Origin of the sequence: Limosilactobacillus oris (assembly GCF_025311495.1) — a bacterium.
Classification (GTDB): Bacteria; Bacillota; Bacilli; order Lactobacillales; family Lactobacillaceae; genus Limosilactobacillus; species Limosilactobacillus oris_A.
In genome coordinates, this window is the sequence record NZ_CP104398.1 from 270,983 (window position 1) to 285,969 (window position 14,987).

14 protein-coding genes and 1 riboswitch are annotated in these 14,987 nt (G+C 49.5%); of the genes, 6 read left to right on the plus strand and 8 right to left on the minus strand.

Features of this window, described 5'->3' with window-relative positions; translation table 11 throughout:
* Positions 1 to 5: 5 nt before the first annotated feature.
* Positions 6 to 743: a DUF975 family protein gene (locus N4599_RS01365; protein ID WP_260901453.1), complete on the plus strand. Its 738-nt coding sequence runs from the start codon at positions 6 to 8 to the stop codon at positions 741 to 743.
* 87 nt (positions 744 to 830) lie between these two features.
* Here the strand turns inward: N4599_RS01365 and N4599_RS01370 are convergent, their stop codons facing one another.
* Positions 831 to 1,145: a hypothetical protein gene (locus tag N4599_RS01370; RefSeq protein WP_003711931.1), complete on the minus strand. Its 315-nt coding sequence runs from the start codon at positions 1,143 to 1,145 to the stop codon at positions 831 to 833.
* A 72-nt stretch (positions 1,146 to 1,217) separates the two neighbouring features.
* The gene (locus tag N4599_RS01375; RefSeq protein ID WP_260901455.1) at positions 1,218 to 1,868 is read right to left on the minus strand and encodes a phosphatase PAP2 family protein; all 651 of its coding nucleotides are present in this window, start codon (positions 1,866 to 1,868) and stop codon (positions 1,218 to 1,220) included.
* Between the two features lie 120 nt (positions 1,869 to 1,988).
* On the opposite strand from N4599_RS01375, the gene N4599_RS01380 reads away from it, so the two are divergent.
* The 3 genes from N4599_RS01380 to N4599_RS01390 all read left to right on the plus strand — a co-directional run bounded on the left by N4599_RS01380 (position 1,989) and on the right by N4599_RS01390 (position 8,436).
* The gene (locus N4599_RS01380; RefSeq protein ID WP_260901457.1) at positions 1,989 to 3,239 is read left to right on the plus strand and encodes a chloride channel protein; all 1,251 of its coding nucleotides are present in this window, start codon (positions 1,989 to 1,991) and stop codon (positions 3,237 to 3,239) included.
* Positions 3,240 to 3,443: 204 nt separating this feature from the next.
* On the plus strand, positions 3,444 to 3,659 hold the full coding sequence (locus N4599_RS01385) for a hypothetical protein (RefSeq protein WP_260901458.1): 216 nt from the start codon (positions 3,444 to 3,446) through the stop codon (positions 3,657 to 3,659).
* A gap of 610 nt (positions 3,660 to 4,269) precedes the next feature.
* The gene (locus N4599_RS01390) at positions 4,270 to 8,436 is read left to right on the plus strand and encodes a mucin-binding protein (RefSeq protein WP_260901461.1); all 4,167 of its coding nucleotides are present in this window, start codon (positions 4,270 to 4,272) and stop codon (positions 8,434 to 8,436) included.
* A gap of 124 nt (positions 8,437 to 8,560) precedes the next feature.
* Here N4599_RS01390 and thiE read toward each other — a convergent pair whose 3' ends face one another.
* From thiE to xerS, 6 genes are all read right to left on the minus strand, one after another.
* Positions 8,561 to 9,214, minus strand: coding sequence for a thiamine phosphate synthase (gene thiE, locus N4599_RS01395; RefSeq protein WP_260901464.1), 654 nt, complete (start codon positions 9,212 to 9,214; stop codon positions 8,561 to 8,563).
* Complete coding sequence (thiD, locus tag N4599_RS01400) at positions 9,204 to 10,025, minus strand: bifunctional hydroxymethylpyrimidine kinase/phosphomethylpyrimidine kinase (RefSeq protein ID WP_191363711.1); 822 nt, start codon at positions 10,023 to 10,025, stop codon at positions 9,204 to 9,206. The genes thiE and thiD overlap by 11 nt, the downstream gene beginning before the upstream one ends.
* Positions 10,026 to 10,039: 14 nt before the next feature.
* Positions 10,040 to 10,804, minus strand: coding sequence for a hydroxyethylthiazole kinase (thiM, locus tag N4599_RS01405; RefSeq protein WP_260901466.1), 765 nt, complete (start codon positions 10,802 to 10,804; stop codon positions 10,040 to 10,042).
* A gap of 53 nt (positions 10,805 to 10,857) precedes the next feature.
* Positions 10,858 to 10,963, minus strand: a riboswitch (TPP riboswitch).
* A 250-nt stretch (positions 10,964 to 11,213) separates the two neighbouring features.
* Complete coding sequence (locus N4599_RS01410) at positions 11,214 to 11,861, minus strand: site-specific integrase (RefSeq protein ID WP_191363713.1); 648 nt, start codon at positions 11,859 to 11,861, stop codon at positions 11,214 to 11,216.
* A gap of 17 nt (positions 11,862 to 11,878) precedes the next feature.
* Positions 11,879 to 12,733, minus strand: coding sequence for a patatin-like phospholipase family protein (locus tag N4599_RS01415; RefSeq protein WP_191363714.1), 855 nt, complete (start codon positions 12,731 to 12,733; stop codon positions 11,879 to 11,881).
* Positions 12,734 to 13,138: 405 nt separating this feature from the next.
* Positions 13,139 to 14,203 (minus strand): tyrosine recombinase XerS, encoded by a 1,065-nt coding sequence (xerS, locus tag N4599_RS01420; protein ID WP_260901467.1) that lies wholly within the window; start codon positions 14,201 to 14,203, stop codon positions 13,139 to 13,141.
* Positions 14,204 to 14,296: 93 nt separating this feature from the next.
* Here xerS and N4599_RS01425 point away from each other — a divergent pair, with 93 nt between their 5' ends.
* Together N4599_RS01425 and N4599_RS01430 are read left to right on the plus strand one after the other, a co-directional pair.
* Positions 14,297 to 14,536 (plus strand): hypothetical protein, encoded by a 240-nt coding sequence (locus N4599_RS01425; RefSeq protein ID WP_003711892.1) that lies wholly within the window; start codon positions 14,297 to 14,299, stop codon positions 14,534 to 14,536.
* Positions 14,537 to 14,932 carry an ASCH domain-containing protein gene (locus tag N4599_RS01430; RefSeq protein ID WP_194176129.1) on the plus strand — a complete coding sequence of 132 codons (396 nt, stop codon included), beginning with the start codon at positions 14,537 to 14,539 and terminating at the stop codon, positions 14,930 to 14,932.
* Positions 14,933 to 14,987: the final 55 nt, after the last annotated feature.

Here is a 14,987-nt window from a genome sequence, read left to right on the forward strand (position 1 = left end):
TTACGTTGCAGACACGGCGGGAATTAAAAGCAAACGCACGGGCATTATTAGCTGGCAATTGGGGAACGGCAATCAAACTAAATATCGTGCCGGTGATTTTCCAAGTGCTGACGGGATTGATAGTGAGTGGAGCAGTGGCTAGTTTGGGCTTCTACTTCGTCTATTTCCACCCGGAGATAGCGCTGAGTGATTTTACGTTCGACTTTGGCGATGACTACTCGACTCAGCAATCGTTTATTAGCGGCTTGATTACGACCTACCTGTTAGTCGGGGTGGACTTTTCACTGATTGATTGGCTACGTACCGAGTCGGCCCCAACCGCCCCGTTTAAGAAGGCCTTTCAGGCTTTTACCGGGAAGTACATTATTCCGGTCTTTGTCTTATTTGTTATCCAGTGGGTCCTGCTCTTTTTGTGGACCTTACTGTTGTTTATTCCGGGAATTATCAAGAGCTTCTCCTATTCACAGACCTACTACCTGTATAAGGACTTGCAGGAGGCCGACGCAAGCGGTCACATCGGCTACGTTGACTATGTGACCCTGAGCCGGCGCTTAATGGACGGTCATAAGTTGGACCTCTTTATCCTTCGCCTGAGTTTTATTGGCTGGGATATTCTCGGCTGGCTGACCTGCGGAATCGGCTTTATCTGGATTACACCGTATAAGCACATGACCTACATGAACTTCTATACGAGTCTGGTTGAGGGTCACGACTTGGTAAGTGAAGCAGAGGCACTGCATTAGGGAAGAGAAAAAGGGGTTGGAAAATTAATTCCAACCCCTTTTTTCATTTTAAAGTTATTGAGAAGGCGGACCAAATTCCGCTTTTTCTCATTCGTTTTTGTTAATACTATCGGCATAGTTCCGGGCATTTTGTAATTCGTAGACGACCCAGGTTTCAATCAGGGTGATCACACAAATAACGAGGAACGTGTACACGTCAGGCAGGACGAAGAGGAGGAGCAGGAAAATCCATGAGATCCAACTCCATTGGTTCTCAATTTTGATAATCCTTGCTACCCGCTTCGTCGGTTGGGCCCGGCCGGACCGGTAAAAGATGTCTCGAACCTGCATGAATAAGCGGACCTCAGCAACGCTTTCAATCAGGAAAATCGCGGTTAGTGCAATCAGAAAGAAATTTTCCATCAATTTCACCCCATTCCATTATTATAATTAGCCTAAACATCATTCTACCCGTTTCACTGCTGTTCAGCAAACCTAATCCGGGTAGGTTGTGATTGGTTCAATTAGCCACTTGTGTAAGTGCGGTCGTAGTGCTGTGGCGAGCATGAACCAGCCGGCTGCCAAGAGCAGACCGGCGGTGACGTCGCTAGCATAGTGGACCCGTAAGTAGACCCGGCTATCCATGATTGCCAGAATGATTATGGCGGCTAGTAAAGCTAATAGCCAGCGCTCCCAACGGTGCTGGAGGTGTGGCCAGAGCAGGGCCACCACCGTCAGGACAAAGACAGTCATCCCAAAGGTGTGGCCGCTGGGAAAACTATAACCGCCAATGCTGACCAGCTGGTGGGACGGCCGGGGGCGGAGAACCATATGCTTGACTGCAAAGAGCAGCAAGCCGCCAATAAAATTGACCGCCCCGTACCACATGCTATCACCAATCTGCCGGCGCCACCATAAATAAAGCATTAGGGCAATCGTAGCGCCACCGAGGACGGCTGGTTCACCTAACGTGGTCAGTCCTCGTAGGAACGCTGTTTTGGCGGGGGTGGCAGGCTGGGTGAGTTGATAGCCGAAAGTGTCGTAGCTTTTGAGCCAAGCGCGGCCGTGCAAGTAGGCAAGCATGAAAATCAAGAAGCCTAGCCAGCAGACACTGCCGCCGATTAGTAGTCGTTTGCTATTTATCATTGTAATTCTCCTTCGTCCTTATTCTACCAGATTTCTCCCGTAGCCCGGCGAAAAGGCTTGGGATTTTGCCGAAGCATGATAAAATGATAAGCGATTGATAGAAAGGTGGTAATTAGAGGGATGGAAGAGAAAAACAGTGGTTGGGGGCTGGCTGTGACCACGATCATCTTAGGAACGATTGTTGGTACCAGCTCGCTTCTCCTAAGCGTGCTGCTGGATTTGACCGAGCACGTTTTCCTCCACTTTCGGGAAAGCAACCTAGTGCCGGTTGACATCAGCGCGGGACCTGGGCGGCGATTCTTGTCGGTCTTAGTGGGGGGAATCGTCGCGGCCATTATTTGGTACTTCCTCCAGCGCAAGTACCACCCGGTTAGCATTGCGAAGGCTTTGGACGGCAAGACGATGCCGTTAGGGAAAACGTTCGTCCACGTCTGCACCCAGATTTTCTTCGTGGGAACTGGAAATTCGATTGGACGCGAACTGGCGCCACGGGAAGCCGGGGCGGCCATTGCGCAGAAGTGGACCCGAGCTACTCACCGCTACCCCTGGCTTTACTTAAACCGCGAAGACCAAAAGATGCTGATTGCTGCCGCGGCGGGTGCGGGGTTCGCCGGGGTCTATATCGCCCCGATTACTGGAGCGGTCTTTTGCATCGAACTGCTCTACAAGAAGGTTAACGCCCGGGTGGTGGCGGTCAGTATGACCATGTCAGTGATTGCGACCTTGATTGGGTCGATTGTTAAGGGCTATGAACCGTACTACCTGGTGGGGAGCCAGCACTACGGTCTCCAGCTCCTTCCCCTGGTAATAATCCTGGGAATCCTCAATGGGGCCGCCGGAACGTTCTTTAAGGCGGGCGTCAAGCTGGCAAGCAAGCACCGGGCAGTCACGAAAAACGTCCTGGTCCAGCTCCCCTTGTTAGCGGTGCTAGCTGGGGGCGTTGCCAGCTTCTATCCCCAGGTGATGGGAAATGGCCGGGGACTGGCCCAGCTGGCGATGAACGCGAATACCAGCCGTCAGGCGTTACTGCTCCTGCTCTTTGGACTGGTTGCGAAGGTCGCGATTACCCTCGGGACCATTAAGTGCGGGGGCTATGGTGGAATCCTAACTCCTTCCATTGCTGCTGGAGCGGTGATTGGGGTCTTTGCCGGGGTCGTTTATACCTCTCTGGTTCCCGGTATTACCCTGGCTCAGACGGCGGTCCTCGGTGCTGCCTGCTTTTTAGCGGCGTCCCAGCAGGCGCCCTTGATGGCAATGTTCATGCTATTCGAAGTTTGCCACTTGAACTATACCGCGTTGCTGCCGCTGGCCCTGGGGGTGGCGTTGGCTATCAGCACAAGTAAGACCCTCCAAAAACGATTTACCTATTGAGAAAACACGCAATTATTGCTACCATTAATAGTGGTAGAGTGATTGCCTACCGGAAGAGACGCGGGTGCGAGCCTGAGTCTCTTTTTTTGTCTAATTAAGCAGCAACAAGGTATAATAAAAGAAGAGACACGGGTGTCACATTAACGGGGGTTCCATAATGGAATATAGAGAACTGCTGGCTCAGTTGACGGAGTTCTTTAACACGTGGGACGCCACGTTCCCGCTGGCCAGGTCAAACGCCTGCAAATCAAGATGTATGAACAGACAATTAACTACGTCTTTAACGGACAGGTTCTGTGTACGATTGAAGTTGTCGCTGATCAGGAACTGTGTAATTCGTTGAACATTAACCCGCTCCTGGCAGAGAAGCGGTTATTGTACTCCTCCTGCGCCTTTATCACGCTTTGGAAATGGACATAATCAAATCTTTTCCAGAGGTGCGGGCGCTCTTTAACCGTAAGTATTTTCGCAAGCAAGGCCGGACCGCGACGGAACGAATCAGGCTAATGGAGTCAATCGAACGGTTCCGTGATGACCTTGACAGGTATTTTTACCGCTGATCAGGTGCGGGCCCGGATGGCGCGGTAGTTGCAGATTATTTGGCTACGATGTCGGTTGCGGAATTGTGCGTATTGCCCAATGCAACAATTATCGTTACGGGTGAGCAAAGCCGGTGGCCAAATGTAACGACTGCAGCCCGGATTGTGACCAAACTAGCATTTCCACTGAAAAAGTAAAGATTGATTGAATGAAACGGCTGTTTTTCCCGTAATGACGGGGAGAACAGCCGTTTTGGGCTTTTTACTAATGATTTGATAAGGACGAAAAATTTTCCATATTTGTTCGGTTAAATTATAACGAAAAATATAAAATAAACACGATTGTCAAAATATCTGGGTGAGAGTAAATCCAATTCACCTGATAAGTCCAGAACGTTCCCTGAAATTAGACGCATTTGACTGATTTGACTAGGAAATGGTCAATCCATATAATTATTGACGTTTCACAATTTTTGAAGGGAAGATTAGAAATGGTTTCTAGAAATAATCAGTGGTACAAGCTCCAACAGGGAATGGAGCAGGTGCCGCACTTTGGTATTCGGAAGTTAACGGTTGGCGTATCGTCAGTATTGCTCGGCTTGTCATTTATGGGGATAAACATGACAACCGTCCATGCCGATACCGCCACGCTAGCGATGACCAGTGCCAGCCAGGTGGCCGCCCAGGGAACAACCACCACGGCAAATACCGAGGAGAAAGCAAATCCAGAAACTGCACAGAGTACGGATGAAACTAATGTGGCTACGACGAGCTTGAACGTTAATTCGACAGCTGCTACTACTGCTAATTTACAGGAGAGTAAGGCCCAGAGTACTGAATTACAAGCGCAGAATGTAAATACTGATCTTATTCATTACGGACGGCCACTTGATAAAATCACTAATTGGGACTCTTCAAGTTGGACATCCTACGGCTATAAGGGGCAGTTCTCTATTCCATACCAAGATTTGGTAAATGGTACAACAATTAATGTGGGTAATTTTACTGTTGATTCAAACAATGGTAAGTATATGTTCTTTACTGGCGATGGTGGTACGCATCGTATCAATTACGTGGATCCGCAAAGCGGCGAAACGATTAACGATCTTGGCTTCATGTGGTTCCAGGGTGGCTATAATAATGGTAAGATTATTTTCAAGGTCAATAAGACAATTTTCGACGTTAACAAGAATGCAAATGAAGTGAATAAGCTAATTACCATTAACTTCGATATTAAGGATTTTGTCATCGTCAATTACTTCACTGATCGCCATATCTTTAAGGGTGCTACCCAGCAAAATCCGTATGTTGAAAACATCCACTTTGCTGATAAAACTTATACTTTTCACGTTGTACCTAAAATATATACGCCACTGGAAAGCTACAATGGCGTTGTTTTTGTTCCTTATGGTCAGACCGATTCAGGTGCCCTTCAAAACTATGCTTGGGATTCCCTTATTAAAGATCAGCAAACTTTTAAAGAATTGCAGGAAAGCCAGGGGCAGCGTGGCAATGTTACAATTCCACAAACGTTTAAATACTATTACCGGGTAACCGTTAAGGATCCATCTGACCTTGCCAACTATGGCTTTCATAATCCACGGGTTGATTTTTTTACCGATGCCCACGTGATTAACAGTGATGGGCAAATGACCCAGGAAACTAAGCAGTTAGGCGGCGGTTCAGTTAAACTTAGCAAGGCTGCTGACAACCAAAACTTTGACCAGTTAGATACACTAGTTGGCAACGATGGTGCGGTTTGGTCGAAGCAGGCAGATGGCAGCTACCTTTTTGTTATCCATATCTCACCGGATGTTGTTCGTAAGGCTGCTAAGGTTACTCAAAGTATGAGTGATACTAATACAGTGGTATTTGATAAAGATGAAGCTAAGGCTAACGCCGCTATCAATCACTTCTACCACGATGGTGTCTTAAAAGATTTACCTGATTGTATTATTCCAGAGATCCGCATTGACTATAATAACTATCGTACAACCGCTCCTTCGTATACCATGCAAATTATGGAGAAGCGCGGTAACAGCTATGTTGATGTGCTGAATGGTTCTATGTCGCCGGTAGTTGACACTTCCAACACTCAGGGACAAGCGGGCATCACTATTCATTATTTGAACGGTCAAACTGGGGAATTGATGGACGGTACAACGGTTCAAACCAACTTTGGCGAACCTGGGCATCAAATGACTGTTAATGTACCTTCAGTTCCGGGCTATCAAGTACGGACTAATGTTAACGGCAACATTGAATTTGATAATGGCGCTGCTCAAACGGTTAAGGATGGTGATACAGTAATCACCGGTACTAACCAGCAGATTACTCTGCCTGGTGCTGATAAGGTTGCCAATGTCTATGTCATTTACGATGGTGAGCCACGAGTTGCTACCGTCAAGTACGTTGATGTTGATGATAATTATAAGGTTCTGCACACCGACACCATTCATGGTAAGGTCGGCCAAACTCAGTGGTATTCGACTGCAAATGAAATCAGTAAGCATGCTCACTATCATGTACAAAAGGATGAATTAACTGACACCAATGCCCAAAAGGGGATTACTGGAATTAGCTTCGATGCCACCGATGAACCGCAAGAATATACAGTTTATCTAAAGCATGATACTAAGCAGACTGATACGCCAAAGACCGTTAAAGAAACGATTGATTACCAGTACGAAGATGGGAGCAAGGTCGCAGATAGCGTCGCCAAATCGGCTACACTGGTTCACCATGTTACTACCGACCTGGTAACCAACCAGGACATTGATGACCACTGGGATGACCCAATGTTTTTAGCAGAGGTATCTTCTCCTAAGATTGACGGTTATACTCCTAGTCAAAGCAAGGTTGAACAAATGCTTGTTAACAAAGACGTTAAGGATAAGCATGTTACTGTTACTTACCTAGCTGACGCACAAAAGATAACTGTTAATTATGTAGATGAGCAAACTGGTAAGGTCTTATCTACTAAGACACTGAACGGCCACTCTGACCAGAACGCTAACTACAGTACTAAAGAAGCAGTTGCTGGTTATGAAAAGCAGGGGTACACTTTGACTTCTGATGAAACTAACGGTGCAACCCTTGTCTTTGATCATGATGATAATGCTGACCAGAGCTATACTGTCAAGTTTAACCACAGAACTATCACCATTACGCCGGACAAGCCGCAAAATTCAGGAACGACCATTCCGGGGACAAATCATACCTTCCCTCAGGGCGTGGCTAAGGATGATTTAAACAAGACTATTACCCGGACCATTGAGGTGCTTGACCCGCATACCGGCAAGACGACCACTACGCAAACTGTCCACCTGACCCGGCAGGCAACGGTTGACGAGGTTACTGGACAAGTTACTTATGGTGATTGGACAACCGGGGAATGGGATGAATTTACTGTTCCTGCCGTTGCGGGCTACACACCAAGCGAAAGCACGGTTGCCGGTCAAAAGGTTACTGACCAGACCAATGACACTACCGTCACGATTACTTACAAAGCAAACGAGCAGACGACTAACATCATTTACCGGGACAAGGATGGTAAGACCATCAAGACGGATAGCGTCAACGGGAAGACTGACCAGACTGTCAAGACGAATTCCGAGGTCCCAGCTGGTTGGGAAGTTGTGCCAGGCGAAAGGACAGCTCCGAGTGAAATCACCTTTACTGGTGACCACACCCCGGACACTATTATTACCGTCCAGCACAAGTACGACATCGTCAACCCTGGGGATGACCAGCCAACTGGACCGCTACCGGGTGACAAGGACAGAGATTATCCGCAGCTAGAAGAGCTGACCAAGAACGTCCACTTCACAGTCCGGATTACTGATCCGCGGACCGGAAAGGTGACGACGAAGGCTCAAGAAGCCGATTACGTTCGTCAGGCGGACATTGATGAGGTTACAGGGGATGTTACTTACAGTGACTGGAAGCCGGCTGCAGCGGAAGCTAGTGCTGACGCGGAAACCCCGCAGGCCCAGTCCTTCGCTGACGTGGTTGTGCCGACCATCCAGGGCTATACGGCTCACTCCCACCGAAGCCACGCTGCTAGTGATGAACTGCGGCTCTTCAAGGCTCAAACCGGCGATGAGTTCGTTGACACTGACTTGGCTGTTGATCCTGATGGCTCCGTCAAGGTCAAGGGTGATAGTAACGTTACCGCAGGTACGCCAGACCGCCTGGTAGAAGTGACCTACACGGCAAACCCACAGAGTGGCAAGATTATCTACGTTGATCCGAATGGTAACCCGATTGTTGAAACACCAATTCAGGGGGTTACCGACCAAACGATTCCGTTTACGCCGCAAATTCCGGCCGGTTACGAACTCGTGCCAGGTCAGACTATTCCAACTGAAATCACCTTTAATGGTGATGGTCAGCCAGTGGTCATCAAAGTTGAAATTGAAAAGATTCCAACGCGTAATAATCGTGGTGGTAACGGCCAGGCTAATGGCGGTTACTACAATGGGACGCGTCTGGAAAACGACGGTAGCCAGACGAACGTTAACACCGCTGGTCGACACCAGGCTAATGACCAGCAGTTGCCACAAACTGGGGACGAAAATTCTAGTGCCTTAGTCGGCCTGGGCCTGATGGGGATTACCCTCGGCATGTTCGGCCTCAAGAAAAAGGAAGATAACTAATTTAGCCTAGATTCACTGCTCACTCTTCTCCCCCCCCAATTACGTGAGTGGGCAGGAAGCTAAAGGGCCGGTTCCACAAACGGAACCGGCCCTTTTCCTCTGGATTTAGTTGACATAATGACAGTTACGATTGAGAACTAGCCGTCAACATCTGGTGGACGGTCTGAGAAATGTCTTTACTCTGGAAAACCATTGAAATCACCGCGGCGCCTGCAACACCGGTGGCAAAGGTTGCCGCAATGTTGTCAGCGGTAATGCCGCCGATAGCAACGACCGGCTGCTCGCTGAGGCGGTTGAGTAGTGCCAGCCGGCTCAGGCCCAGTGCCGGATCCGCGTCTGCCTTTGACTGGGTAGGGAAGACCGGGCCAGAACCGATATAGTCGACGGCCGCCAGCTGGTTGGCTTTTTCGATTTGCACTGGCCGATTGCAGGAGTAACCAATCATCAGTTTCCCTTGGGCCCGCTGGATGACCTGCTCAATCCGCTGGTCCTTTTGGCCGACGTGAACCCCGTCAGCGCCGACCGCTAACGCCAGTTCCTCGTCGTCATCGATGAAGAAGGGGACCCGGTAGTGCCGGGTTAGTTCCCGGAGTTGCTCAGCCAGCTTTAACCGCTGATTGGCCGAAAGGTTAGAAGAGCCCTTTTCCCGGTACTGGAAGGCAGTTATCCCGGCTTGGAGCGCTTCTTCGGTCTTTGTCAATAGTTCTGCCGGGTCGTGGTGGGTATCCTGGCTACCGCCGACCAGGTAGGCCCGGAGCATGGTTGGCTCAAATTTCATCCTGGTCACCGCCAATCTGGGCCCAGTGGTTGAGGGGGCCGTGCCCATGGCCGACATTGATCCCGTCTTTGATTGTGGCCTCCACATAGGCTTTTCCAATTCGAATCGCCTCTTCCATTGACTTTCCCTTGGCAAGCTCCGCAGTAATGCAAGCAGAGATGGTATCACCGGTGCCGTGAGTATTATGGGTTGGTATTCGCTTGGCGGTCAGCCAAAAGTTATGGCCGTTTTCAAGCAGGACAAAGTCGTTGGCTTCATCCGCGCTGGCAAAGTGGCCTCCCTTGACGAGGACGTTCTTGGCGCCCATTCCCTGGAGGAGTTTTCCCGCCGTGATCATGTCAGCTTCCGTTTGAATTTTCATCCCCGTTAGTTCTTCGGCTTCGGGCAGGTTGGGGGTGACGAGACTGGCAAGGGGGAGGAGCTGGTCGCGGACGGTGGCGATGGCGTCATCGCTAAGCAGCTTGGCGCCACCCTTGGCAATCATTACGGGATCAACCGTAACGGGGCCAAAGTCATACTTTTGCAGGTTCCTGACCACCGCCATGACCCTGGTTGGATCGGCCAGCATCCCGGTCTTACAAGCCCTAATTTTTAGGTCGGCCGCCAGGGAGGCACACTGCTCGTCAATCAGTTTGGGCGGCATTGGCAGGGCATCCTGGACTCCCAGGGTGTTTTGGGCGGTCACCGCTACCACCGCCATCGTTGCGAAAACGCCCCGCTCCTGCATGGTCTTAAAGTCAGCGGCAATCCCGGCCCCGCCACCACTATCAGTTCCAGCAATGGTCAGTGCTTGGGGAAAATCATTAGTCATCTTGCTCATCCTTTCTATGCTAAATCTTCGTCGGTAATCATCGTCAGTTCATCAAGGAAGTGTTCTTGCCAGCTGCCAAGCCCGTGGGTGCCCTTGGTGGCGTTCTTTCCAGCAGTTGTTACGAGCCGGCAACCGAGCCAGCCGGCGGTCACGGGATCTGCTCCCTGGCCGAGGAGGGCGGCGATGATGCTGGAAAGGATATCGCCAGAGCCAACGTTGGTGGCGAGCCACTCGGTTCCGCGGTCATTGTGTCGCGTTGCCTGGCCGTTAGTGATAACATCGACTGGTCCGGAAAGGACCACTGTTGTCTGGTAACGGCTGGCACACCGTTCGGCGAGGGTGACCAGGTCGCCATCACCGGAGCCCGCGTCAATTCCATGACCGTCCCAGTCAACTCCGGCCAGGCTGGCAATTTCGCCTGCATTTCCCCGGATAACCGTGAATTGGTGACTGGTTAGCAGGTCGTGGTTGATTTGCTGACGAAAGGCAGTGGCACCACAGGCGACGGGGTCAAGGACCAGGGACTTGTGGAGGCGGTTAGCCGCGGCCGCTACAACAGTAAGCTCTTTGCAGAGTTCGGCCGTCGGTGTACCAATGTTCAGGGTGACCGCGTGGGCTGCTGCTACTAGATCGGCGGCCTCTTCTGGTGCTGTCGACATAATTGGGGAAGCGCCAATTGCACTGAGGGCGTCGGCGACTTTACCGCTGGTAACCGTGTTGGCAACTGTAAATGTGATTGGGTGGTTCTGACGGACGGCCGCAATTAGATGATTATCCATTAAAGTTCCTCCTAACAAAAAAGTGGTCAGGTTACACTGAACCTGACCACTGGTGGTTTAAACGCACATTTTCCTTCGCAAGTATCAACTTGACAGGTTCTAGAGTCCACGGCTCTGGCCGTATCTCAGTCCGGTAAACGGACCCCCCTAATGTAATTACATTATTTAATTGACTTAATTATACACTAACCAGGGTTCTTTGCCTAGTTTACATAATTTCGAATATCTTAGCGATCTCTTGCAAAGCGTAAACTAGACGAAGGGGAAGCTGTTAACCATTAGCGGATTAGTGGCAGTTTTGAATCACCGTGGAGTACAGTTAAGGTTAAGGAATAATAAATAACGTTGCAAACCAAGATCTTAATTCGCAACGTTATTTTAGTTTACATAATTCCAGATATAACGATTACTACTCAAATTTAAAGTTCTGCACTACTTTATCAAGGTCCTCCTGCTCAATCCCGAGGTAGTGACGGGTGTTGCGCTCGGAGGAGTGGTTGAAGAGCTGGGAGATAATTTCGACGTTGACGCCCTTTTTGTAAAGCTGGCGGCCAAAGGTTTTACGGAAGGAGTGGGTGCCTAACTTGGCGGCTAGCTGGGGATTGCCAGTTTTGCGGCCCATGCGTTGCAGCATCTCGTAGAAGCCATGGACGGAGAAATGGCCATCCTGTTTTCCAGGAAAGAGGTAGTCGTTCTCGTCGTGGTAGTTGAGGTCATTAAGATAGTTAATGATTTCAGCCAGACAATTATTCCAAAAAAGTGTTTTGGCCTTCCCGGTTTTCTGCTCAATCACCCGGGTCTTGGTCTTATTGAGGACGTGGCCCACGCGGAGGGTGACCACGTCTGAGGCCCGCAGGCCATTATTGAGGGCGATTGCGATCATCAGGAGGTTGCGGTTGACCAGTTCCGGTCGTGACGCCGCCTTGATGGTGTTACACAGCTGTTCATATTCCGTGAGGGTCAAAAATTTGACGTTCTCGACCCAAATTTTCCGGCGGCCCTTCACCTGGCCGTTGGTCTTGTTCTTCGGAATGTATTCCCGTTTTTTAGTTGACATAATATCATATCCTTTGATTACTTCTCGAGGTAGGCAATCATCTGGGGAAGGTATTCCTCACACTCCTTCTTTCCCCGTTCATAGAGTTTGCGAATCTTCCTGACGTTTCCCTCAACCCGTTTGATTTTGATGGGCTTCTTCGGCACAATATCAAAAATCTTGCCATCGTTAGCCAGCCGGTTAAGCTCGGTGATTTGCCGGTTGTAGACGAGGGGACGGTTAATCCCCGCTTCAGCAAACTGGGGGTAATCCTTGTAAAAGCGGTGGTACAGTTCCTTGACTGCCCGACTAGATGGCTTTTTCCGGTACTTGGCATCGCGGGTGCGGACGACAACGATTTTATCGAAGCCCTGCTGCTGGGCGATGTCGTAGGGAATCGAATCAGCAATGCCACCGTCGAGGCATAGTCCCTGGCTGGTTTCTTGCGGATCCGAGAGGAAAGGCATTGAGGAAGACGCTTTAAGCGCCTGGTTTAGTTCATCACCAGTGGGGTCAGTAAAGAAGACCGTCTTCCCGGTATTAAGGGACGTGGCAACGGCTGTAAAGTGGGAAGAGGATCGCTTGTAGGCCTGCTCGTCAAAGTTGCGCCAGGAGTAACCGTGGTCCTCAAAGAGATAATCAAGGTTGATAATCTGTTTCTTAAATACCCGGGCCATTGAAATATAGTTTCGATCATGCCGATAGTTGATATTGATGCTGGCGGCCCGGCCGTACTGTTTAGCAACGAAATTAACGCCATTGAGTGAGCCCGCAGATACCCCGATGACACTCCGGAACTCAATATGGTGAGCGAGGAATGTGTCGACGATTCCGGCCGTGTATTGCCCACGAAAGGCACCACCCTCAAGAACAAGTGCTGCATTGTATAACATACTTCTCTAAGTCTCCTTATTTGCCGTTAAAAGAGGTCATTTAACGTAAGCCTGTTTTTTAATAAAATTATACAACAGTCTTACACCAAATGTCACCCATTTAAAAGCCTATGAGAACGGCATTTGCAAGCTATGATAGTAAGACTCTTTTATCAAAAGAGTCTTACTAAACGCTTTCTCTTGGTGAATCTGGCCAGATTTGGGAAATTTGCTCTCAGACGTTCTGAAATTAGTTTCGATGGGTAAGTCATCAACTGAAAACGTCTGAGCGGTAAACTAGGTGGGAGTAGGATAAAATAAAACATTGTTGACCCACGGCCCGCTTAGCTTGCCAGCCAGCGACTGTGCCGATGCATTTTTACCTTTAAAATAGTTAAGAGGCTGGATCAATTCCCAGCCTCTTAACTATTTCTTTTCTTTGCTAATTTCGTCTAATGCTTCCCGCTGTTGGGTGACACCAACGTGGGTGTAGAGATCGGTTGCCGATGTTCCTTTCTGCCCCAGTTGCTGGGCGACCAAGACCTGATCCTTGGTAACCTCGTACATCTCCGAAGCCAAGGTGTGCCGGAGCTTGTGGGGGGTAAGAGGGTGCCCAAAGGCGGTTGAGTACTTTTTAACCATCCGTTCGATCGCGTTGGCGGTCATCCGCCGGGTTTCACCGTGGTAAACTGTCAAAAAGAAAGCTGTATCTTTCTTTAATGCGTGGTAACGCTGGGCACGGATTGCCAGATAGTCTTGAAGGTACTGGATCGACCAAGGAGCAATCGGCACCGAGTCACGTTGCCCACCCTTACGCACGACGTCGAGCAGTCCCTGGTTGATATTCAGGTCGCCAAGGTTAACATTCGCCGCCTCGGAAACCCGCACCCCAGTTCCTAAAATTAAGGCAATGATTGCAATATCCCGTTCCCGGTTGACCTTAAAGGCGGGAAGAGCACGCTTGTCACACTTGTGCAGGTACTCATTTTGGATAAAGTTAATGAAGTCAAACTTCATTTGCCCCCGATACATATGCGAAGACAAGGTATGGGCCCGGTAGTTTAGGGTCTGTGTATCATTTAAGGAATCAATCTTCAGCATAACGTTGCGGTAGAAGTAAGGTTCTCCGTCATTGATATCGGCGGTGACCGTTAAATATTTGAATAGGGAACGGAGGGCGTTGATTGACCGGTTGATGGACGTCGGCGAATTTAGCCGCCCCTGTGCATTTTGGGTATGTTTGAGGTGGTCGATGTAAAGCATAATATCGTTTCGCCGAAGTTTTTCCAGGGTCTTAGTGGAAATGCCGGTGTTATCTTGGGCGTCCGTCAAGCCACTTACCCGAAGCCAGTCAAAAAAACGCCGGATTTCGGTTAGGTACTGGTAGGTTGTCGTGACGGCATGGTTGGTACCAAGGTAGTATTCATTGACGTAGTCCGGTAGCTTCGCCAGTTCGGACTGAATTAGGGTTAGGTATTTATCTGCTTCCATGTTTCCACTCCTTGAGAAAGTCATAAACTTATTATAAAACGAAATTGGCGAAAAAGTGTACAATAGGAGTGGTACAAAAAGGAGGAACAAAAGATGAGTATTGAAAAAGACCGGGCCTTCGCGGAAGTTTTGCGGCAGTTATCGACCGCGGAACTGCTGGATCGCTACTATCGGCAGACCCCCGAACTAACGGATAAGGTCCTGACGAACAAGATAGATGACGAACAACTAGCAGAAGGGCCGCTTACCATTAATGGCGTCCAGATGAGTGAACAGGATGCCCGTGATTATCTGATTATGCAGCTGGTTAAGCGGAGCCACAAGGAGAAGTAGATGAAAGCTCTCTCCTTACACCCGGAAAACGCAGCGGCAGTAGCCTGGGGCGATAAGCTGGTTGAATACCGAACCTGGCAAACCAATTACCGTGGACCGCTACTGATTTGCGCTAGTGCGAAACGCCAACCGGGTTTTCTCGCCGGGTATGCCCTTTGCGTGATGAACCTGGAGGGGATTTATCACTTTCCGGATGGTAGTTACGGCTGGCGGTTCTCTCCATATCCAACCGGGCTGTCTTACCATATTGAGCCGGCGGCAATCAAGGGCCGCCAGCGCTTGTTTAACGTGGATAATGTTTTGATTCAACCAGTGAAGTGGGAACACCAGGGACAAATTGACTGGGAGCAAGCTGAGCAGTGGCTGGAGCAAGTTTACCGACCCTTGATTAAATAAGTAGAAAAAAGGAACTTAACAATCGTCAGTAATGACCACTGTTAAGTTCCTTTGT

What these genes read in the sequence shown, in the direction of transcription:
- N4599_RS01370 (WP_003711931.1), bottom strand. Translation starts at nt 1,145, where the DNA reads ATGGAAAATTTCTTTCTGATTGCACTAACCGCGATTTTCCTGATTGAA.
- N4599_RS01375 (WP_260901455.1), bottom strand. Translation starts at nt 1,868, where the DNA reads ATGATAAATAGCAAACGACTACTAATCGGCGGCAGTGTCTGCTGGCTA.
- N4599_RS01380 (WP_260901457.1), top strand. Translation starts at nt 1,989, where the DNA reads ATGGAAGAGAAAAACAGTGGTTGGGGGCTGGCTGTGACCACGATCATC.
- N4599_RS01390 (WP_260901461.1), top strand. Translation starts at nt 4,270, where the DNA reads ATGGTTTCTAGAAATAATCAGTGGTACAAGCTCCAACAGGGAATGGAG.
- thiE (WP_260901464.1), bottom strand. Translation starts at nt 9,214, where the DNA reads ATGAAATTTGAGCCAACCATGCTCCGGGCCTACCTGGTCGGCGGTAGC.
- thiD (WP_191363711.1), bottom strand. Translation starts at nt 10,025, where the DNA reads ATGACTAATGATTTTCCCCAAGCACTGACCATTGCTGGAACTGATAGT.
- thiM (WP_260901466.1), bottom strand. Translation starts at nt 10,804, where the DNA reads ATGGATAATCATCTAATTGCGGCCGTCCGTCAGAACCACCCAATCACA.
- N4599_RS01410 (WP_191363713.1), bottom strand. Translation starts at nt 11,861, where the DNA reads ATGTCAACTAAAAAACGGGAATACATTCCGAAGAACAAGACCAACGGC.
- N4599_RS01415 (WP_191363714.1), bottom strand. Translation starts at nt 12,733, where the DNA reads ATGTTATACAATGCAGCACTTGTTCTTGAGGGTGGTGCCTTTCGTGGG.
- xerS (WP_260901467.1), bottom strand. Translation starts at nt 14,203, where the DNA reads ATGGAAGCAGATAAATACCTAACCCTAATTCAGTCCGAACTGGCGAAG.
- N4599_RS01425 (WP_003711892.1), top strand. Translation starts at nt 14,297, where the DNA reads ATGAGTATTGAAAAAGACCGGGCCTTCGCGGAAGTTTTGCGGCAGTTA.
- N4599_RS01430 (WP_194176129.1), top strand. Translation starts at nt 14,537, where the DNA reads ATGAAAGCTCTCTCCTTACACCCGGAAAACGCAGCGGCAGTAGCCTGG.